Here is a 19,498-nt window from a genome sequence, read left to right as displayed (position 1 = left end):
CGATGGGGTGTTCGCGTTCGGCCCTTCGCCCTGGTAGGGATGGGGGCAGGAGCGAGGAGGACCGATGTCAGCACAGCACGCCCTGTGGCACCCGTTCGCCGACATGGGCGCCGTCGACGGCGATCGGATGGTCATCACCCGAGGCGAGGGCTCGTACGTCTGGGACGACGCGGGCCGCCGCTACTTCGACGCGACGGCGTCGCTCTGGTACGCGAACTTCGGGCACGGCCGTCCGGAGATCACCGAAGCGGTCTCCCGCCAGCTGAGCGAGCTCGACTCGTGGAACCTGTTCGGCTACAACGCGAACCGCCCGGCGATCGAGCTGGCGGACCGCGTCGCCGCACTGGCACCGGAGCCGGGCTCGAAGGTGTTCTTCGGCTCGGGCGGCGGCGACGCCATCGACACGGCGGTGAAGCTGGCGCGGGCGTACTTCGCGCAGACCGGCCGTCCGGAGAAGGTGCACGTGATCGGCCGCGCCCAGGGCTACCACGGAACGCACGGTTTCGGCACGGCGGTCGGCGGGATCCCGGCGAACGCGGCCGGCTTCGGCCCGCAGCCACCGGAGTTTTCGCACGTACCGTTCGACAGCGCGGCAGCGCTGGAGGCGGAGATTTCCCGGGTGGGCGCGTCCCGCGTCGCGGCGTTCGTCTGCGAGCCGGTGATCGGCGCGGGCGGGGTGTTGCTGCCACCGGAGGGCTACCTCCAGGAGGTGGCGGCGATCTGCCACCGTCACGACGTGCTGTTCGTGGCGGACTGCGTGATCGCGGCCTGGGGAAGGCTGGGCACGTGGTTCGGCATCGACCGCTGGCCGGTGCGGCCGGACATGATCACGACGGCCAAGGGCATCACGGGCGGAACGATCCCGCTGGGCGCGCTGGTGGTGGCGCCCCGGGTGGCAGAGCCGTTCTTCACGGGAAGCCCGGGAGCCCCGATCTTCCGCCACGGGCCGACGTACGCGGGCCACCCGGTGGCGTGTGCGGCGGGCTTGGCCACGCTGGACATCTACGAGCGCGAAGGCTTGATCCCCCGCGGCCGCGAGCTGGAGAAACCCCTGTCGGACGCGGTATCGGGGGTAGCGGGGCACCCATTGGTGGCCGAGGTCCGGGCCGGCCTGGGGTTCCTGGCGGCGGTGGAGCTGACCCCGGAGGTCCTGGACGCGGACCCGGGAGCCCCGGTGAAGCTGCAGCGGGCCTGCCGCGACGAGGGCGTGATCGTGCGCAACCTGGGCAAGGGCGTGGCGGTATCGCCTCCGCTGGTGGCGGCAGAGCCAGAGCTGGACCTGCTGGCAGCGGCCCTGCCCAAGGCCCTGGACCGCCTGGCAGCCGCGGTTTGACGTTTGCGCCGGGGTGACCGAGGCCGGGATTGGCGTGCTTGGGCACGGGACTCGCGTGGTGGGGGCCGGATCTGGCGTGACTGAAGCCGGATCTGGCGTGATCGGGGCCGGAACTCGGGTGCTTCCCGGCACGTGGGACACCACACCCCCGCGTACGCATCTTTCCTAGGGAAAGTGAATGTGCGAAAGCGAAGATGGGGGCCGGATCTCGCGTGATTGAGCCCGGAACTCGCGTGCGCAAGCCCCGAACTCGCCTCACCAAGCCGGCGGCGGCCCCCAGTCCGCCGCCGACCTAGCCTCATCCCGGCCCCGGCCGGACCTCAGGACACGCAGAACTCGTTGCCCTCCGGGTCCGCCATCGTCACCCAGCTGTGCGGCCCCTGCCGCCCGCGGTGCAGGAACTCCGCTCCCCGGGACTTCAGCTTTTCGACCGCCGCTTCGACGTTGTCCGCGCCCACCCACACGTCCACGTGGACCCGGTTCTTCACCGTCTTCGCCTCCGGGACCTCCTGGAACAGGATCCGCCGTGGCGGGCCGTCCGGTGGCGAGTCCGGATGGCGGATCCCCGCGCCCGTTCTCCACACCAGCGATCCCCGGTAGGTCCGGGTCTCCTCCTCGGAGGCGTACCCCTTCGCGATCATCTCGCGGATGAAGTCCTCGTCCGTCGGCTCCACGGACCAGCCGAGCGTCTCGGCCCACCAGTCGGCGAGCACGTGCGGGTCGGCCGAATCCACCACTACCTGGAAGTCATGCGCCATACCGGCACATTAACGACCGAGTCCGACATTTTCCGGAGCATCGGGTCCTCGGGCACGACCGTGAAACGCCACTTGTCCACGCCGCCGCCCATGATTTCGGCGTACCGGCGGGCACCGTCGGCGTTGGCGAACCGCACCTGCTGGCCGTTCATCAGGTGGGTGATCTTGACCGCCACGACTACCTCCCGAAGTTGGTGGGCCGGCCCGCGGAGCTTCCCCCTCCGGGACCGGCAGGCACAGTAGAACACATGTTCGACCGGCCGCGCCACTCTCTCCCCCAAGTAGGGGAGAAATCCGCAAAAGCGCAGGTCAGAGTGGTCGGATCATGGCGACACGCGGCCACGCGTCCAGGCCGCGGGCCGCTTCGGCGCGGCGGATCGAGCGCAGCCCGGCACCGATTTCCGCGTCCGGGACGACCCGGAACCGCAGCCGCTCGTAGTACGGCGCGTTCCACGGCACGTATTCGAACGTCGTCAGCGTCAGCGCCGTCATCCCGCGAGAACGAGCCCACTCGGCGAGCGTCTCGATCAGCGCGCTGCCCAGCCCGCGCCGCGCGTGCGACGGCCGGACCGACACCTGCTCGATGTGCGCGTGCCCGTCGACGACCTCCGCGACCAGGTAGGCCACCGGCCGGTCGCCGGAGTCGACGCTCACCCACGCGCGACCGGCGGACTGGTGCACCGCCAGTCCCGCCACCGAACCGGGGTCGTCGTCGGCGATCGCCGCCATGCCGATCTCGCGGAACAGCGCGCCGGCCTCCCGTTCGACGTCGATGAGCGCGGGCAGGTCGCCGGGACGTGCGAGTCGGATCACCCGGCCAGTTCTACGCGCCCCGGCGAAACGCTCACAGCGAATAAGACGCGATCGTCCGCTGGATGCGGATCGCGTACCCCTGCAAGGCGGTGATCGCGGTGTGCCGCGTCTCCTCGGTGATCCGGGCGGCCGGGCCGGCCATGCTCAGCACCGTGGGCCGCCTGCCGATCGTCGGCACCGGCACCGAACAGGCCCAGACCCCTTCGTCGAGCTCGCCGGAGCTGACCGCGTACCGGTTCTCCAGCGCCCGCTTCAGCTCGTCGCGGACGGCGGTGCCGCGCTGGTCGACGATCGCCGCCCACCGCCGGTCGCGTTCGATCTCCGGCAGCAGCGCGAGCAGCATCTTGCCGGACGCGCCGACGCCGAGCGGCAGCGAATGCCCCGGTTCGAAGGTGAACCGCATGGCGCGGTCGCACTCGACGCGGTCCGCGCACACCGCCGAGTCGCCGAACCGCTGGAACAGCATGACGGTCTCGCCGAGCTCCCGCGCGGCTTCCTCCATGGCCGGCCGCGCCAGCCGCACCATGTCGTTCGCCAGCTGCGCGGCCCGCGCGAGCGGCATCACCTGGCTCGTCAGGTGGTAGTGCCCGGCCCGGCCCTCCTCGAGCAGCTGCAGCTCCTTGAGCAGCGCCACGTAGCGGTAGGTCGTCGCCACCGGGGTCCCGATCGTCGCGGCCAGCTCGGCGACGCTCGCCTCCCACCGGCGTTCCGAAAAGGCCAGCAGCAGCTGGAGGACCTTGCGGGAACTGCTGGCACCGGGGGTGCGTCGCGGGGCAGTGGTGGCGGAACCGTCGACGGGACTGACGGCAGGCGTCATCGTGACCTCTCGGTGAGCCAAAAACGACCTTCGCTATCACACGGGGTGAATAAATTAGCACGTAGTGTAAAAGGAAAGCCAGGTATTCCCGGAAAAGGGCCGCCGGGCATCGAATATCCACCAAAACGCGCCGACCTGCTGTTTGTTGTAGTACGACGCGGGGTCATTTCGTTTCACGGCAAGGTTTTCCGCACAAGCGACGCCGGTGGGGCCGTCAACCGCGGTCCCGGCCATCGGTGAGGAACGGCGTCAGCAGGCCGGGGAGGGCCCGGTCGGCGAGGGCCAGCCCGTCGGCCTCGCCGACGTCGAGCACCTGGTACCGGCCCTTGCCCGCGGCGACCGGCGCGATCAGCGTGACGAGCCCGGCCCGGCGCTGGAAGTACGAGCGCTCGACGACGATCCCGGTCAGCCCGTCGCAGCGGACCGCCGCCGTGCCGCGGTCCAGCGAGCCCGACCGGGTCACCAGGTAGCGGCCGGTGAGCGCGTGACCGAGGCCGCGGTAGCGGTCCCAGCCGACGAGCGCGGCGAACGGCACCAGCGCGAGCGCGACCTGCCACGGCCAGTCCGGCAGCGCGCCGAGCCACGCGAGTCCGGAGAGCGCCCCGGCGAGCAGCAGCACGCCCAGGACGGCCCGGGACAGCCGCCGGTACAGCGCCCGCCGCGGGTGCCGCACCAGCGGCGTCGCGGCCGGGTCTTCGCCGAGCACGTCCGCGAAGACCTCGTGCGCCCGCGCCAGGGGCGCCGGCGGCAGCAGCAGGCCGCCGCCCTTGTCCGCGCCCTTGCCCTCGCGCAGGCCGCCGGCGATGGCGACGCAGCGGGCACCGCCGGCCAGCCGCAGTGGCAGCGGCTCGCGGATTTCGGCACCCCGCAGGCGGTCCTCCTCGATCGACACCGATCGCGTCGTGATCAGCCCCCGCCGGACGTGCAGCGTGCCGGCGGGCTCGCGGGTCAGCCGGAAGTTCCAGAACGACAGCACGTACCCGCCGATCGACAGCAGCGACACGAGCACCAGCAGCCCCGCGGCGGCGAGCACCAGGCTCAACCACACCGGGGTGTCGGCGAAGTGCCCGACGACCGTCTGGACCAGCGAGAACTGGATCGGGTCGAAGTGCAGTTCGTGCGCGAAGTGGTAGACGGTGCCGACGGCCGCGCCGACCACCGCCAGCCCCGACAGCGTGAACGGCGCGTACCGCAGCCACCGCTTGTCGACCGCGGCGATCAGCTGCTCCGGCGGCGCGGCGGCCGCCTCGTCCGGTGCGGCTTCGGCCTTGCGGTGCAGCAGCAGCGTCCGCAGCCGCCGGGCCTCGGCGATGGTGACGGCGTCGAGGACGAGCTCGTCCTTGCCCGGCCCCTTGCCGTGCGAGTGCCGCCCGGTGCCGATCCGCGCGGCGGCCAGGGAGAACAGCCGGTGCTTCGGCTCGGAGGTGACGTCGACCGTGCGGACCCGGTCGCGCGGGATGGCCCGCTGCTTGCGCAGCAGCAGCCCGGTGTGCCACTCGACCTGCGACTCGGTGATCCGGTAGCGCGAGGTCAGCACGTGCGAGACACCGGTGAACACGGCGATCACGGTGAACACGAGGCCCACCCACTGCCACGGCTCGCCCTGCCCGAACAGCAGCGCGCCCAGCAGCACCGGCAGCGACTTCACCAGGTCCAGCACGGGCCGGATGACCAGCATGCGCCGGTCGAGGTGGTGCCACGGCGCCGTCTGCGTGCCCTCGGCGGGCGGGATCACGACGGTTTCGGCCGTGCTCTCTGCCGCCTCCGCGGGAGAGCGTGCGTCGGCGGGGCTTTCTGCCGCCTCCGCGGGAGAGCGTGCGTCGGCGGGGCTTTCTGCCGCCTCCGCGGGAGAGCGTGCGTCGGCGGGGCTTTCTGCCGCCTCCGCGGGAGGGCGTGCGTCGGCGGGGCTTTCTGCCGCCTCCGCGGGAGGGCGTGCGTCGGCGGGGCTTTCTGCCGCCTCCGCGGGAGGGCGTGCGTCGGCTGTGCTTTCTGCCGCCTCCGCGGGAGGGCGTGCGTCGGCTGTGCTTTCTGCCGCCTCCGCGGGAGGGCGTGCGTCGGCGGGGCTTTCTGCCGCCTCCGCGGGAGAGCGTGCGTCGGCGGGGCTTTCTGCCGCCTCCGCGGGAGGGCGTGCGTCGGCTGTGCTTTCTGCCGCCTCCGCGGGAGAGCGTGCGTCGGCGGGGCTCACGTCGCGTCCCCTCGGGCCGCCTGGGTCGTTTTCGTCAGCTCGTCGGCCAGCTCGAGCGCGCGGTGGTGCGCCAGGCCCGCGATGCGCAGCGGACCCGCCGCGGACGCCGTCGTCACGGTGATCTTCGCCAGCCCGAACAGCTGCTCGAACGGGTCTCGCTCGATGTCGACGGTCTGGATCCGCGACACCGGCGCGATCCGCCACTCCTGCTTCAGCCAGCCGGCCTGCGTGTAGACGGCCTCGGCGGTGACCTCCCACCGGTGCACCCGGTAGCGCCACTGCGGCATCACGACCAGGTGCAGCGGGCCGGCCACGCAGGAGAACACCAGCGTCACGGTGAGGAACGAGGGCGCGTCGTCGCTGGTCACCACGATGAGCGTCTGGATGCCGATCAGGACGATCCACAGGAGCGAGGCGGTCACCGTCCAGTAGCCGATGGCCCGGCGGCTGACCCGGTGCGCCGGCGGCCGTAACCGCAGCGCCGTGTTCGTGGTGTGTTCGCTCACGGCTCAAGCGTGCCCGATCGGGGCCTTGCGTGCCCAGGACAGGGGTCACGATGGCGATGCGGTCCCGCCTCGACCGCGTGGGGTTACGATCAGCGACACCGTCGGCGGAATGGAATCCCACCCGGGGTGTGTTGTGCTTGACGGGTAATCATGTGGACGACCAGGAGGATCCGGTGGGACTCGATCCCGACGACCTGTACGAGGTGGACTCGGACGTCCCCGACCTGACCGGCGTGGTGCTGCTGCACTACTTCGAAGGGTTCATGGACGCCGGCTCGGCGGGCCGTCTGCTGGCCGAGCACCTGCTGGGCGGCGAGCACCGGGTGGTCGCCCGCTTCGACGTCGACCGGCTCATCGACTACCGCTCGCGGCGGCCGGCGATGACCTACGCGGTCGACCACTGGGAGGACTACGACGCGCCCGAGCTGGTCGTGCACCTGCTGCACGACGCCGACGGCACGCCGTTCCTGCTGCTGTCCGGCCCGGAGCCGGACCACGACTGGGAGCGCTTCTGCATGGCGGTCCGGAACCTGGCCGACCGGTGGGGCGTCCGGCTGACCGCCGGGTTCCACGGCATCCCGATGGGTGCGCCGCACACCCGCCCGCTCGGCGTCACCGCGCACGCCACCCGCAAGGACCTGGTCGGCGACAACCAGCCGCTGCCGAACCGGCTGCAGGTGCCGGGCAGCCTCGCCGCGCTGCTGGAGTACCGCCTCGGCGAGTGGGGCCACGACGCCATGGGCTTCGCCGCGCACGTGCCGCACTACCTCGCGCAGTCGACGTACCCGGCGGCGTCGCTGATCGTGCTCGACGCACTGACCCGCGCGACCGGGCTGAGCCTGCCCGAAGGCGAGCTGCGGGCGGCCGCGGACCTCGCCGACGCCGAGATCAACCGGCGGATCGCCGAGTCCGACGAGATCGCCGACGTCGTCCGCGCACTGGAACAGCAGTACGACACCTTCATCGAGGCGTCCGACCGCGGCAGCCTGCTGGCGGAGTCGGTCGAGCACATGCCGACCGCGGAGGAGCTCGGCTCGCAGTTCGAGCGGTTCCTCGCGGAGCAGAACGGTGGCGACGGACCCGAGCGCTGATGACGCGCTACGACGAAATCGGCGTCGGCTACGCGCGGGGCAGACGGACCGACCCGCGCTGGCTCACCCCGGTGCTGTCCGCGCTGGGTCCTGCGGCGTCGGTGCTGGACGTCGGTTCCGGGACGGGGTCGTACGAGCCGCCTTCGCGCGACGTCGTCGCGGTCGAGCCGTCGGCGGAGATGATCCGGCAACGCCGTCCGGGGGCCGCACCCGTCGTGCGGGCGGTCGCGGAAGCGCTGCCGTTCGCCTCGGGCACGTTCGACGCCGCGCTGGCGGTGCTGACCGTGCACCACTGGGGTGACTGGCGCGGGGGCCTCACCGAGCTGCGCCGCGTCTCGCGTCGCCAGGTCGTCCTGGCCTACGACACCGCGCTGCACAACGACTTTTGGCTGGTGCGGGAGTACGTGCCGGAGATCGCGGCGCTGGAGAACTCGCGTCCTTCGGCCCCGCAGATCGCGGACTTCCTCGGGGCGGCTTCGGTGCTGCCGTTGCCGGTGCCGTGGGACTTCACCGACGGCGTCTTCCCGGCGTACTGGCGCCGCCCGGAGGCCTACCTCGACCCGGCGGTCCGCCGGTCGTGTTCGGCACTGGCCCAGACCGCCCCGGCGGCGGTGGCCCGGGGAATGGCCCGGCTGCGGGCGGACCTGGAGTCCGGCCGCTGGTACGCGGACCACGCGGAGCTGCTGGCCCGGCCGGAGTGGGACGCGGGGTTCCGGCTCATCGTGGCCTGAAGCTAGCCGTGGCAGCCCTCCTCGTTCAGCGGCCCGAACGACGGCAGCACCAGCCCGCACAGGTAGCCGTCGACGAAGCGGCCCGTTCCGGCGATGTTGGTGCCGAGCCGGACCAGTGGTGCGAACCCGCGGATTCCCGCGGCCAGCGCGTCCTGGTTGCGTTGCAGCATCGACGTCAGCTGGTCGAGCTGGGTGAGCAGCGGGCCGAGCTGCGCCTCGTTGTCGCCGATCAGCCCGGACAGCTCCGTCGCGAGCCGCCGCGAGCCGTCGAGCAACGCGCTGATCACGGTCTCGCGGTTGCTCAGCTCCGCGAGCAGCCGGTTGCCGTCGTCGAGGAGCCGTCGCACGGCCGCGTCGCGGTCGACGAGCGTCCGCGAAATCACGCGCGTGTTGCCCAGCAGCGTGGCGAGCTTGCCGTTGCGGGAGGCGAGCGTGTCCGACAGCCGGGAGAGGCCGGTGAGCGCGGCGCGCACGCTCTGGGGTGTGTTCGCCAGCGTCGCCGTCAGCGTGTCGAAGCTCTTCGCCAGCCGGGCGGTGTCGATGTGGTCCACTGTGGACGCCAGGTCGCCGAACGCCGCGAGGATGTCGTACGGCACGGTGGTGCGCGACCGCGGGATGGGCCGCCCCGGGTCGAGCGTGCCCTCGCCCTGCGGGTCGAGGGCGAGGTACTTCTGGCCGAGCACGGTCTTCAGCCGGATCGCCGCCCCGGTCGCGTCGCCCAGCCAGGCACCCTTGGCCCGGAACGAAACCAGCACGTGGTCGCCGCGCAGCCGCACGTCCGACACCCGGCCGACCTCGACGCCGGCGATGCGGACGTCGTTGCCCTCGCTCAGCCCGGCCGTTTCGGTGAACTCCGCCGAGTACGTCGTCCCGTCGCCGATCACCGGCAGGGAGCGCGCGTTCAGCGCGGTGACGACGCCCAGCGCCAGCACGGCCAGTCCGGCGAGCGCCGTCCGGACCGGGGCATCGGCGGCCCGACGTGGTGACATGGCGGCCAGGGTGACCCACCTCACGCCGGGCCGCCAGCCGGATCCCCCGATGAGACGAATCACGCGGCGGCGAGCGCCGGGTATTCCCGGTATTCGAGCGCGTTGGCCGCCCGGTCGGTCATCCAGCTGAAGATGCCGCCGAAGACCCGCGTGCTCAGCATCCGGTAGGCGCGGTTGCGGCTGCGGATCTTCGCGGCCGTGCGCGGCGCGAGGAAGTTGCCGGAGCCCTTGCCGTTCTTCTGCCCGATGGTGGCCGGCTTGCGCAGCCGCTGCTCGTACTTCGCGAACGCCGTCACGTGGTCGCCGCCGGCCGCCGTGAGCTCCCCGGCCAGCACCTGGGCGCCCATCATCGCCAGCCCGGTGCCGGACCCGCCCGGCCCGGCGCACCAGGCGGCGTCGCCCAGCAGCACGACCCGCCCCTTCGACCAGCGGTCGAGGTGGATCTGGCTGATCGAGTCGACGTACAGATCGTCGGCCGCGGGCAGCGCTTCGAGCAGCTTCGACGTCTCCCAGCCGGTGTCCGCGAACAACTGCGCGATCAGTGCCCGCTGCTCGGCCGGCGTGCGGCGGTGGAACTCGACGCCGTCGGCCGCGAAGACCAGGCCGACGTGCAGCCGGTCCGGCAGCCGGTGGCTGCCGACCATCAGGCCGCGGCCGGGCTCGTTGTACAGGACGCTGGTGTGGTCGAGCCCGAGGTGGTTGGGCGCGGTGAACCCGGCGAGGCCGAAGCCCAGGTCGCTGCGGAAGTCCCGCTCCGGCCCGAAGGCGGCGGCCCGCACGCCGGAGTGCACGCCGTCGGCCCCGACGACCAGGTCGAACTTCCGCGGTGCCCGGTGGCGGAAGGTGACGTCGACGCCGTCCGCCGTCTCGGTGAGGCTCGTGACGCGGTCGCCGAAGACGTACTCGGTGTGGTCCGCGGTGTGTTCGTACAGGATCCGCGCGAGATCGCCGCGCAGGATTTCGACTTCGCCGCTCCACGCGGCGCCGGGCACGGTCAGCGCGGGACGGCCGTCGAGGCCGAGCACGGTCTGGTCGCCCATCGCCGTCTCGTACCGGCGGATCTCCTCGAGCACGCCCATCGCGGCCAGCAGCTTCACCTGCTCACCGCGGAAGTCGACGGCCTGGCCGCCGGGCCGCAGGGTGGACGCGGACTCGACGACGGTCACGCGGTAGCCACCGCGGTGCAGCCAGTGGGCCGCGGACGGGCCGGCGATGCCCGCCCCGGAAACGAGCACGGTCTTGGTGGTCATCGGGAGGTTCCTCTCGGGTCGGTGGGTGCCGACGCCGAGACTGCGGGTGGCCGCTGACCGTCCTCGCACGGTCCGCTGACGGCTGGGCCGGTGGCCCGCGATTGCAGTCGCTGCTGTGCCGATCGTTACTGATCCGACCACAGCCACGGCCGAATGACTTTTGGAGCAACGGTGACGTGCCGCGTGGGGGGTCGGCCTACTTTTGGCCGGATTAGTAACATGACCCGGGTGGACCGCGCCGCCGAAGGCCGGATCCAGGAGGACGGCGAGGGCGTCGTCGAGGCACGCATCCTGGATGCCGCTGCACACCTGATCGCCGAAGAGGGTTTCGGCAGGCTGAAGATCGGTGGCGTCTGCGCCCGGTCCGGTTACGCGCGGTCCGTCGTCTTCCAGCACTTCGGTGACAAGGACGGGCTCGGGCGGCGGCTCGTCGAGCACGCCGTCGAGGAGTTCACCGACGCCTACAGCGAGGCGGTGGCGGCCCGGACCGGGTCGGCCACCGCCACGCCGATGGACATGCTCCGCGCGCTGCTGGACATCATCTTCGAACTGATCCGCACGATGCCGACGCTCAACCAGGCGTTCCTGGCCCTCTGGGGTGACGCGGCGGCGGAGTACTCGGCCCTGCGCGGCGCGCTGACGGAGGCCGACCGCCGGTTCCGGTTCGCCATCGCGCAGACCGTGGCCAGCGGGGTCGCGGACGGCTCGATCACCGGTGTCCGCGACCCCGACTCGTACGCTTCGGCGCTGCTGGCCCAGCTGCGCGGGATCTCGATGCAGGCCCTGATCGACCCCGACGGCGTCGACCTGCGGGGACTCCGCGCCGAACTCGAGCGCGGCGTCGACCGGCTGTCCGCGGGTTTCCGCGGCTCGCTTTAAAGGGCGTACACGATCCCCCGCAGCACGATCACGCCGATGAAGACGAGCGTGAAGGCCAGGTCGAGCGAAAGCCCGCCGATCCGCACCGGCCGCACGACCCGCCGCACCGGCCCGATCACCGGCTCGGTCGCGGCGTAGGCGAGGCCACGGGCGCGTCGCGCCCACGGCGGAGTGTTCGCCATCACCGCGACCCAGTCCAGCACCATCCGCGCGACCAGCACCAGCAGGTACAGGCTCAGCGCAAACCCGAGCAGCGTCCCTAGTGCACCCATGGGTCCCTCCGTTTCTGCTACCCGGAGAACGCGCGGGCGGTGCGGGAAGTGCCAGGTCTGTCCGGTTCACAGGTTCTCGACAGGATCGGGTGACGGCGCTCACCGCGCGTAGCGGGCCGGCTCAGCCGAAGTTGACCACGAGCCGGCCGTCGGAGGCGAAGGACCACTTCAGCGTGCCGGCGTAGGACGAGCACCGTGACCCGTTCTTGCCGGTCCAGAACTGGTTGGAGCTGTCGGCGTTGCCGACGGTCTTGTCGTTCGACCCGCCACTGGCGAAGCGGCACGAAGTGTCGTTGCGGAACACCGAAGTCCCGGTGTCGAAGGAGAAGTTGCGTTCGGCGTTGTCGATGCCGATGTTGTCCGAAACGGTCATCGAGCCGGGGTTGCTGTTGTAGGTGAACCCGTGGTGGCCGTTGCGGTAGGCGATGCTGCGCCGGACGACGTGGTTGACCGCGATCTTGTCGCCGCCGAGCTTGTAGCCGTTGCGGTCGCCGTTCTCGTTGACGGTGCCGTTGCTGAGGGTGCCGTTCGCGTAGGCGAGCGAGTCCTCGATGGTCACCGGGCCGATCGGGCCGGTTTCGGACTTGGTGTAGAGGTCCCACCCGTCGTCGATGTTGTGGTGCGAGACGTCGTAGCGGAAGACGTTGCCGGGCCCGGAGGTGAGTTTCGCGGCGAAGCCGTCGGCGTCCTCGCCGTCGGAGTCGGCGTTGTCGTGCGATTCCGAGCTGACGACGAGGTTGTTCGCCGGCCATTGGTCCTTCGGCGTGCTCGACGCCATCCGGGAGATCTGCACCCCGGAATCGCGGTTGTAGCGGGTCACCACGCGTTCGATGATGTTGTTGCTCCCGCCGACGAAGATCCCGTTGTCCCCGGCGCGTTCGACGACGATCCCGGCGACGCGCCAGTAGGAGCCGTTGACGGCGAGGCCGCGGTTGGCCGGGTCTTCCTTCATGGCCGCGAAGTTCAGCACGGGCTTCTCGCCCGCGTAGGCCGACAGCGTCTTGCGCGCGCTGGAGGTCCCGCTGTTGCCGGGTGCGATGGTGACGGTCTGGGCGTAGGAGTAGGTGCCGCCGCGGAGTGAAATGGTGCCGCCCGCGCCGATCCGGGTGAGCGCCGACGGCAGGGTGGTCGGATCCGCCTGCGTCCCGGCGGCGGAGTCCTTGCCGTTGGGTGCCACGTACAAGGTGGTGGCCGCGGCGGCGGACGGCGGTGCCAGCGCAGCCATCGTGGCCAGCGCGGCCGCTGCTGTAAGCGCTTTCTTGAAACTTCCGTACGAACTCATGCGCGCCTCCTTGCGGGCAAGAATCGACACCGAATCCGAGAGCGCTCCCAGTGTCGATGGGGAACGGGATCTTCGGTGAGGCGACGGTAGCACCGGGCGCGGCGGGCGCGACTGGGCCAAGCGGGTCGTTCGTACTGAAAACGCTTTCAGCGCCGCCGCCGGCCGCGTGTGCGGTCGTACTCGCCCGCTTCGGCCGCCGGCGCGGGCTCGATCGGCACGGCGGGCAGCAGCGCTGCTCAGGCGGAGGGCCTCCGCGCGTTCGGCATCACGGCCGGCGGCACGCTGATGGCCACGTTCACCGCCGACCGGGTCTGCTGACCCGGCGCGGCGACCGTCGGGGGGCAGTTCCCGCTGGGCATCACCGACGTCGCCACGGCCCTCGGCACCGGCCGGCGGCCCACACCGTCCACATCGGACAGTGGCCTATCCGCGCGGTGGTGGACCGGCGATGCCGTCCTCGGGCTCGAGCCCGAGGACGGCGAGCAGCAACGCGCAGTCCTCGGCGTCGTTCGCCGCCGAGGCCACCGCCCGGGCGCCGTGATAGCGCTGTTCGGGGGTGAGGTCGAACGTCGTTTCCCTGAGCGGTGGTGGTGCCGGGATGCGCCTCACCGGTACGGGAAGTGTCGTGGGCGGCCGGGTTTCCGGGCTGTCGCAGTGGTCATCGGTCCTCCGCCGGTATCGGCGCTTCCGGGGCGCACCGCCCGGGGCCGGGTCGGGGCACGCACCGGCGACCGACGCGGCGTCGGCCGCCGAACGTTCAGCGTAGCCCCGGCGGCGCGCGGCGTTGGGGTGAAGCGGCCGGGAATTTCCCCCGGACCACCCGCTCGGACGACTCCTGCCGTCGGCCAGGCGCTGGGTGCGGCCACCGGCGGCGACCGGGTCAGCGCCGGGTTGTGAGGTAAGGCCCCGGATCGCCGCCGGCCCGGGCGTCGTCGGCGAGCCAGCGGAGGAAACCGCTCCGGTCGCGGCGCTCGATCTCGTCCAGGTAGTCCTGCCGGCGCTGGACCAGCCGACGGCGAACCTGCGCATCGTGGCTGACGAGCAGCTGGAAGTAGCTGCGCCGCCACGCCGTGCACAGTTCGTCGGTGCTCAGCGCGGCGACCGGGCGGGCCGGCGGGGGCAGGGCGACCACGTCATCCGGGCCGGCCGAGGCCCGGTGGCCTCGGCGCCGCAGGTCGGCCACCAGCGCGGCGACGGCGCACCCCGCCACCAGCGTCGCCGTCGGCCAGCCACCCAGGGCCGCCAGCATCCCGGAGACGGTGAACCACAACGCGAAGAAGATCGCCGCGGCGAGTGCGCCCGTCCGCAGTGCCGTGGTCCGCGTCCGCGTCGCGCGTGTGGTGTGCGGGGCGACCACGGCGACGAGCGCGCCGATCGCCAGCCCCAGCATGCCCAGGCCGGCCAGCTCACCGGGTGGGGTCCCCCGGACGCCGAAGGTCGCGAAGACGCCGGCGACGAGAGCGGCCGCGGGCCAGGCCGTGCGTGCGCGCATGGATTCGCCTCAGCGCTCGGGGCGGCGGTCCGGGCTGTCCGCCCGCGCTGCCTTCGACAATCGTGATCGCCGGGGTCTGAGGCGTGGTGAGAACTTTAGCCGGTCTCGTGGCCGGGGCCTACGGTGCCGGGCCGGACCACCCGGCCGGAGCTGTCGGCGCACCGAGATCGCCGCGTACGGTGGGCATCGCCCCGGACCCCGGCCATGCCTGTCGATCGAACCCCGGGGCACGCCATGGATTCAGCGCTGGACGATCTCTACGACGAGTACCCGGTGGGCTGGGTGCTGACCTACCGGTGCCGGCGGACGCCCGGTCCGCCGTTCGGCGGTTGCGCGGCCGGGGTGGTGCTCGGACCGCCCGTGCGGGACGCCTGCACCGGTCTCGAATCCATCCCGCTGGCTTTGCTCGGCGACGGTCCGACGGTCTGGGTCCCGGACCGGGACGTCGTCGGCATCGAGCCCCGGTGGGCACCGGACGGTGGGCCGGCCGCGGGCTGAACCGACTCCACAAAGGACACGCGCACCGAGATCACCCGCCTGGCTGACGACTTCGCGGCCCGGCCGGGGTTACGGTGGATGGCGCGTCCTGGACCCCGGCGCCCGACGGTCGAATGAGCGGGGTGGCGACATGGGTACGGCAGAGGGCCCCGAACCCGGCGCGGACCGCGCCTGGCCGGCCCGCCACGGCGGCGGCTACCCACCGGGCTGGCAGGTCCGGTACCGGGGTCGCCGGGAGCGGACCCCTCCCGGCGCGGCCGGAACACGGGCGGGGCAGGAACGGATCGGGACGATCGCGGGCCCCGCCCTTCGCGACGAGCACACCGGCACCACGTGGGTGCCGGTCCGGCCCTTCTGCGCGACTCCGGACACGCCGCTGAGACCGGTGCGCGCGAACGACATCCTCGACGCCTACCCACCCGGCGAGTCCGATCCCGCGGAAGCCGCGGACGACGGAGACCGGGGCGACGCGGTGGTCGTCAAGCTGCCCGAACGCGGACCCGGCGGCAACTAGGGTTCGTGGCCGGGAGGCCCAGCCCGGCGGTCCGAGGTGAGCCGGTCGCCAGGGCCGGAGAGTCGCGATGTCTTCCGGAAGCGAGGGGTGAGGTCGGCCGGGAGGCACTGAGCAGGGGGTTCACCATCCGTGACGCGTGGGGCGAGCACTCTCCGCTGGGCCGCCTGTGGGCGAAGGTCACCGCTTTGGCCGGGGAACGCGGCCGGGTGCCGTCCGTCGAATTCGTGTGCGCGGTCGCCGCGGAACGGTTCGGGACCGCGGGGTCCTGCCTGGTCGTGATCGGGACGAGCGGGGTGGCGAAGGTGCGCAGTGCGAGCGGTGCGCTCGCCGTCCGGATCGCCGAGATCGAGGTGACCGTGGGCGAGGGGCCGATCCGGGATGCGCTGGAGCTGGCGTCCCCGGTGCTGGTCGGCGACCTCGACGCGGTGCGCGTGCTGCGCCGGTGGCCGCTGTTCGCCCCGCTGGCGGTCGAAGAGGGGGCGAGGGCGTGTTTCGCCTTCCCGCTGGCGGTCGGCGTCGTCCGGTCCGGTGTCGTCGTCCTGCTGAACGGCACGCCGATCGTGCCCGAACCGGCGATCCTCCGGGACGCGCTGCTGTTCGCCGACCTGCTGCTGGCGAGGATGCTGGGCGAGCAGGTCGCGGGAGGCGGAACGGTCCCCGGTCCGGCGGAGGACGAGTTCCCCCTCGTCGGCCGCGAAGTGCACCAGGCGACCGGGATGGTGGCCGGGCAGCTGAACACGCATCCGGACATCGCGTTCGCCCGGCTGCGGGCGCGCGCCTTCGCCGAGGGACGCCGCTTGTCCGAGGTCGCGGCCGACGTCGTTGCCCGCCGGACGCGGTTCGTCCCCGATCCGGGCACCGAATGACCTGAAGCACGTGGCGTGCACGGGAAGTGTGGCCGATTGTCCGGCATTTCCGGACGGTTCTCGCAAATGCACGCGAAGATTAACGGCCTGGTGAAGGAAACCCGTCCGGTGGTTTCCGGCGTCGTTGGCCGCGTAAAATCGAGCTTTCCGGTGCCGCCATGAAAGCGTCGCGGCCGGACACCCCGGACCCTGGTTGGTGAATTCCGCCCTAGGGCACGGAGGCGTTCCGATGGGCCATTTACCCCCAGTCCCGCCAGCCCGGGTCACGACCACGGATTCTCGATGATCATCACCTCGCCCGGCGGAGAACTGCCGATCCGGATCGAGGTGGGCGACCTCCGGGCGCTCGAAACGACGACCCGAGCGTTCCGCGCTCTCGACTACCGGTGTGGCGGCGGAGTCTGCCGCGCCGCGCTCGCCGCGCTCGGCTCGTGGACGATCTTGCTGCGCCAGGGAAGCGTTCCGCCGCGGCTGCGGCGCCGCCTTTGCCGCGACCTGGCCGACCTGCACAACCTGCGGGCCTGGACGGAGTTCGACTCCGGCCACGACGAGTCCGCTGTCCGGTCGTTCGACGTCGCGGCGGAGCTGGCGGTGGAAGCCGGGGACCACGATCTGCTCGCCAACATCCGCTACCGGCGCGGTCGCCTGCGCCTGCAGCAGGGCGCGGTCGACGACGCGCTTGCGGAGTTCGAGCAGGGGCAGGTCGCCGCGCTGCGGGCGCAGTCGGCACTGACGCAGGCGATCCTCTCGGCCAACCAGGCGTGGGCCTGGGCCATGCGGGCGGACGAACCCGCCGCGCTGCGGCACCTGGGCCAGGCGACCGACGCGTTCGCGGCCGGCTCGGCCGCGGCCCCGTGGGCGCTGTTCTTCGACGCGAACGACCTTTCCGCGATGACCGGAACGGTCTGGACCGAACTCGGGTGCACGGTGAACCCCCGGCACGCGGTCCGCGCACTCCCGTTCCTCGACGACGCCGTGGCCGCGTACGGCCCCGAGATGGGCAGAAGCCGTTCGCTGACCCAGATCGTGCTCGCCCTCGCACACGCTGTCGGGCGCGACACGAAGGAAGCCGCACGGGTGGGTGCCGAGGCCATCGCCGCGGCGCGGGAGATCGGATCGGTGCGCACCAAAGCCCGCCTGCGGCCGCTGGAGGCCGTGGTCCGCGGCGGCACACCCACACGCGAAGGCCGGCAGCTGCTGGCCGGGATCGCCGCGTTCCGGGTTGCGACCGGCTGAGCCCGGCCTGGCTGCCGGCGGTGGATCACCGCCGTGGTCCGGTGTGCGCCTCCCTCCGTGCCAGGCGCTGCGGGGTGGGCCAGCGGACCTTGGTGGCCCAGCCGAGTTGCTCGAAGATCCGGATGACGCGGGCGGAGATGTCGATCTGCCCGCGGAGCACGCCGTGGCGGGCGCAGGTGGGGTCGGCGTGGTGGGAGTTGTGCCAGGATTCGCCCATCGACAGGATCGCCAGAGGCCAGAAGTTGGCGGAGCGGTCGCGGTTGGCGAACGGGCGGCTGCCGATCATGTGGCAGATCGAGTTGACCGACCAGGTGACGTGGTGCTGCAGGGACACCCGCGCCAGCCCGGCCCAGAGGAACGCGGTCAGCGCCGTCCACCAGGACCCGCCGATCAGGCCGCCGAGGGCGGCGGGCACCAGAACGGTGGCCGCGACCCACAGGGGAAAGAGCCGGTCGACCGCGCGGATGTCGGGGTCGGCGGCCAGATCCGGTGCGAACCGGGCGATGTTGGTCTTGTCGCGGCCGAAGAGCCAGCCCAGGTGCGCGTGCCAGAACCCGTGGGCCAACGCGAGCGGCGAGGTGCCGTAGAGCCAGGGGGAGTGCGGGTCGCCCTCGCGGTCGGAGAACGCGTGGTGCCGCCGGTGGTCGGCGACCCAGCTGATCACCGGGCCCTGCGCGGCGAGGCCGCCGGCGACCGCGAGCGCGATCCGCAGCGGGCGGGCGGCGGTGAACGCGCCGTGGGTGAAATATCGGTGGTACCCGACGGTCACGCCCAAGGTCGTCACGACGTAGAAACCCGTCGCGATCCCGATGTCGAGCCAGCTCAGCCCCCAGCCCCACACCAGGACCATGACCGAAACGAGGGCCAGGAACGGGGCGAGGAGAAAGATCCGGATGGTGATCAATTCGCCGCGGGAATGCTCTCCGGCGAGGATGGGCTTCGGTCCCGACGGGTGGCGTGGGGTGTTCTTCGTGGTGGTCATGATCCTGCTCCTGGCGATTGATGGCCGGGGTACGGCCACATTTGCCGGTCGTCGTGAGAGCAGGGTCCGGACGCTCAGGCGCCACCACGATCATACGGCCGCGTGGGCTCCGGCGCGGTATATTGGGGATAACGCCCCAGACCTCGGCGCCGGTGGTTTCCCCTGGCTCGAGCTGTCCGGCTCGTGCCCGACCGGACGGCGAGGCACACGATGGTCGCACGCGTGACAAGAATTTTCCCGATCCTCCCGCCGGGATCCGAGCACCGAGGCTGACCGGCGGGAGGCTTTTCATGGCGACGGTCGACGGCGCGCTCCTGGCTTCGGCGGTGGCGGGCGATCGCGCCGCCATGGAGGAATTGCTGGGCCTGCTGCGCCCGGGTGTGCTGCGGTACTGCCGCGCACGCGTTGGCGACCGGCCGCACCGTGACAGCGACGCGGAGGACTGCGCACAGGAGGTCCTGCTCGGTGTGCTGAGGGCGCTGCCGGGCTACTCCTACGGCGCCGGGAAGTTCTGGGGCTTCGTCTACGGGGTCGCCGCGCACAAGGTCGTCGACGCGCACCGGCGGCGGGACGACGACCGCAGCGTCCCGGTCCCGGAGTTCCCGCGGGTGCCCTGCGGACTGCGGGATCCGGCCTGCCAGGTCGAGGCCCTCGAGCGACGGCGGCGGCTGCACCACCTGCTCGACCGGCTGGCGCCGCAGCAGCGGGACGTCGTCATCCTGCGCGTCATGTTCGGCCTTTCCGCCCGCGACACGGCCGACGTGCTCGGGGTGGCCGGCCCGGGTGCGGTGCGGGTGAGCCAGCACCGGGGACTGGCTGTGCTGCGCCGGCACATCGCCGCTTCGCCGGTTCCGTGACGGCGTGGCTCGGCTCGGGGTGGGTATGGTCGGTACACGCAGCCGCGGTAGCGGTGCTGATCCGGGCCCGGTCATGTCCGAGTTGGTGTGGCGATCCTGAACGCCGACTCGGAAGGAACCGGATGTGGGAATGCGCAGTTCGCCCGT

The 19,498-nt window shown here is 72.1% G+C and carries 23 protein-coding genes; 10 read left to right on the top strand and 13 right to left on the bottom strand.

Annotated elements, in window-relative coordinates; genetic code table 11:
- Positions 1–64: 64 nt before the first annotated feature.
- A complete protein-coding gene (locus tag ACLJQE_RS19775; protein ID WP_410640733.1) occupies positions 65–1,333 on the top strand; it encodes an aspartate aminotransferase family protein in 1,269 nt (422 codons plus the stop codon).
- A gap of 320 nt (positions 1,334–1,653) precedes the next feature.
- Here ACLJQE_RS19775 and ACLJQE_RS19770 read toward each other — a convergent pair whose 3' ends face one another.
- The 6 genes from ACLJQE_RS19770 to ACLJQE_RS19745 form a co-directional block, all read right to left on the bottom strand.
- Positions 1,654–2,070, bottom strand: coding sequence for a VOC family protein (locus ACLJQE_RS19770; RefSeq protein ID WP_410640815.1), 417 nt, complete (start codon positions 2,068–2,070; stop codon positions 1,654–1,656).
- Positions 2,070–2,267 carry a hypothetical protein gene (locus tag ACLJQE_RS19765; protein ID WP_410640732.1) on the bottom strand — a complete coding sequence of 66 codons (198 nt, stop codon included), beginning with the start codon at positions 2,265–2,267 and terminating at the stop codon, positions 2,070–2,072. The genes ACLJQE_RS19770 and ACLJQE_RS19765 overlap by 1 nt, the downstream gene beginning before the upstream one ends.
- A gap of 133 nt (positions 2,268–2,400) precedes the next feature.
- Complete coding sequence (locus tag ACLJQE_RS19760; protein WP_410640730.1) at positions 2,401–2,904, bottom strand: GNAT family N-acetyltransferase; 504 nt, start codon at positions 2,902–2,904, stop codon at positions 2,401–2,403.
- Positions 2,905–2,935: 31 nt separating this feature from the next.
- Positions 2,936–3,721, bottom strand: a complete 786-nt coding sequence (locus ACLJQE_RS19755; RefSeq protein ID WP_410640728.1) for an IclR family transcriptional regulator — start codon at positions 3,719–3,721, stop codon at positions 2,936–2,938.
- A 214-nt stretch (positions 3,722–3,935) separates the two neighbouring features.
- The gene (locus ACLJQE_RS19750) at positions 3,936–5,399 is read right to left on the bottom strand and encodes a PH domain-containing protein (protein ID WP_410640813.1); all 1,464 of its coding nucleotides are present in this window, start codon (positions 5,397–5,399) and stop codon (positions 3,936–3,938) included.
- 503 nt (positions 5,400–5,902) lie between these two features.
- Positions 5,903–6,412, bottom strand: a complete 510-nt coding sequence (locus ACLJQE_RS19745) for a PH domain-containing protein (protein WP_410640727.1) — start codon at positions 6,410–6,412, stop codon at positions 5,903–5,905.
- Between the two features lie 173 nt (positions 6,413–6,585).
- Between ACLJQE_RS19745 and ACLJQE_RS19740 the strand changes: the two genes are divergently transcribed.
- Positions 6,586–7,503: a PAC2 family protein gene (locus tag ACLJQE_RS19740; RefSeq protein WP_410640725.1), complete on the top strand. Its 918-nt coding sequence runs from the start codon at positions 6,586–6,588 to the stop codon at positions 7,501–7,503.
- The gene (locus ACLJQE_RS19735; RefSeq protein WP_410640724.1) at positions 7,503–8,234 is read left to right on the top strand and encodes a class I SAM-dependent methyltransferase; all 732 of its coding nucleotides are present in this window, start codon (positions 7,503–7,505) and stop codon (positions 8,232–8,234) included. The genes ACLJQE_RS19740 and ACLJQE_RS19735 overlap by 1 nt, the downstream gene beginning before the upstream one ends.
- Positions 8,235–8,236: 2 nt before the next feature.
- Here the strand turns inward: ACLJQE_RS19735 and ACLJQE_RS19730 are convergent, their stop codons facing one another.
- Entirely contained in the window at positions 8,237–9,223 is a 987-nt protein-coding gene (locus ACLJQE_RS19730) for an MCE family protein (RefSeq protein ID WP_410640723.1), read from the bottom strand.
- A gap of 59 nt (positions 9,224–9,282) precedes the next feature.
- Positions 9,283–10,473 (bottom strand): FAD-dependent monooxygenase, encoded by a 1,191-nt coding sequence (locus ACLJQE_RS19725; RefSeq protein WP_410640722.1) that lies wholly within the window; start codon positions 10,471–10,473, stop codon positions 9,283–9,285.
- 219 nt (positions 10,474–10,692) lie between these two features.
- On the opposite strand from ACLJQE_RS19725, the gene ACLJQE_RS19720 reads away from it, so the two are divergent.
- On the top strand, positions 10,693–11,352 hold the full coding sequence (locus ACLJQE_RS19720; protein ID WP_410640721.1) for a TetR/AcrR family transcriptional regulator: 660 nt from the start codon (positions 10,693–10,695) through the stop codon (positions 11,350–11,352).
- Here ACLJQE_RS19720 and ACLJQE_RS19715 read toward each other — a convergent pair.
- Together ACLJQE_RS19715 and ACLJQE_RS19710 are read right to left on the bottom strand one after the other, a co-directional pair.
- Positions 11,349–11,624, bottom strand: a complete 276-nt coding sequence (locus ACLJQE_RS19715) for a YggT family protein (RefSeq protein WP_410640720.1) — start codon at positions 11,622–11,624, stop codon at positions 11,349–11,351. The two genes, ACLJQE_RS19720 and ACLJQE_RS19715, sit on opposite strands and share 4 nt — an antisense overlap.
- Positions 11,625–11,745: 121 nt before the next feature.
- Positions 11,746–12,906 (bottom strand): right-handed parallel beta-helix repeat-containing protein, encoded by a 1,161-nt coding sequence (locus ACLJQE_RS19710; protein ID WP_410640719.1) that lies wholly within the window; start codon positions 12,904–12,906, stop codon positions 11,746–11,748.
- Positions 12,907–13,074: 168 nt separating this feature from the next.
- Here ACLJQE_RS19710 and ACLJQE_RS19705 point away from each other — a divergent pair, with 168 nt between their 5' ends.
- On the top strand, positions 13,075–13,224 hold the full coding sequence (locus ACLJQE_RS19705; RefSeq protein WP_410640718.1) for a hypothetical protein: 150 nt from the start codon (positions 13,075–13,077) through the stop codon (positions 13,222–13,224).
- A gap of 105 nt (positions 13,225–13,329) precedes the next feature.
- On the opposite strand, the gene ACLJQE_RS19700 is transcribed toward ACLJQE_RS19705, so the two are convergent.
- Positions 13,330–13,515: a hypothetical protein gene (locus ACLJQE_RS19700; RefSeq protein WP_410640717.1), complete on the bottom strand. Its 186-nt coding sequence runs from the start codon at positions 13,513–13,515 to the stop codon at positions 13,330–13,332.
- 271 nt (positions 13,516–13,786) lie between these two features.
- On the bottom strand, positions 13,787–14,398 hold the full coding sequence (locus tag ACLJQE_RS19695) for a hypothetical protein (RefSeq protein WP_410640716.1): 612 nt from the start codon (positions 14,396–14,398) through the stop codon (positions 13,787–13,789).
- A gap of 234 nt (positions 14,399–14,632) precedes the next feature.
- Between ACLJQE_RS19695 and ACLJQE_RS19690 the strand changes: the two genes are divergently transcribed.
- From ACLJQE_RS19690 to ACLJQE_RS19675, 4 genes are all read left to right on the top strand, one after another.
- Positions 14,633–14,896: a hypothetical protein gene (locus tag ACLJQE_RS19690; protein WP_410640715.1), complete on the top strand. Its 264-nt coding sequence runs from the start codon at positions 14,633–14,635 to the stop codon at positions 14,894–14,896.
- Between the two features lie 130 nt (positions 14,897–15,026).
- On the top strand, positions 15,027–15,410 hold the full coding sequence (locus tag ACLJQE_RS19685; protein WP_410640713.1) for a hypothetical protein: 384 nt from the start codon (positions 15,027–15,029) through the stop codon (positions 15,408–15,410).
- A gap of 185 nt (positions 15,411–15,595) precedes the next feature.
- A complete protein-coding gene (locus ACLJQE_RS19680) occupies positions 15,596–16,276 on the top strand; it encodes an ANTAR domain-containing protein (RefSeq protein ID WP_410640712.1) in 681 nt (226 codons plus the stop codon).
- A gap of 282 nt (positions 16,277–16,558) precedes the next feature.
- Positions 16,559–17,512, top strand: coding sequence for a hypothetical protein (locus ACLJQE_RS19675; protein ID WP_410640711.1), 954 nt, complete (start codon positions 16,559–16,561; stop codon positions 17,510–17,512).
- Positions 17,513–17,537: 25 nt separating this feature from the next.
- On the opposite strand, the gene ACLJQE_RS19670 is transcribed toward ACLJQE_RS19675, so the two are convergent.
- The gene (locus ACLJQE_RS19670; protein WP_410640710.1) at positions 17,538–18,494 is read right to left on the bottom strand and encodes an acyl-CoA desaturase; all 957 of its coding nucleotides are present in this window, start codon (positions 18,492–18,494) and stop codon (positions 17,538–17,540) included.
- Positions 18,495–18,784: 290 nt separating this feature from the next.
- On the opposite strand from ACLJQE_RS19670, the gene ACLJQE_RS19665 reads away from it, so the two are divergent.
- Positions 18,785–19,351 (top strand): sigma-70 family RNA polymerase sigma factor, encoded by a 567-nt coding sequence (locus tag ACLJQE_RS19665; RefSeq protein ID WP_410640709.1) that lies wholly within the window; start codon positions 18,785–18,787, stop codon positions 19,349–19,351.
- Positions 19,352–19,498 lie beyond the last annotated feature (147 nt).

The sequence above is a fragment of the Amycolatopsis sp. lyj-346 genome, from assembly GCF_046548975.1.
Classification (GTDB): Bacteria; Actinomycetota; Actinomycetes; order Mycobacteriales; family Pseudonocardiaceae; genus Amycolatopsis.
Note: the sequence above shows the minus strand (reverse complement) of the source record. Positions and strands in the feature narration are given on the sequence as shown.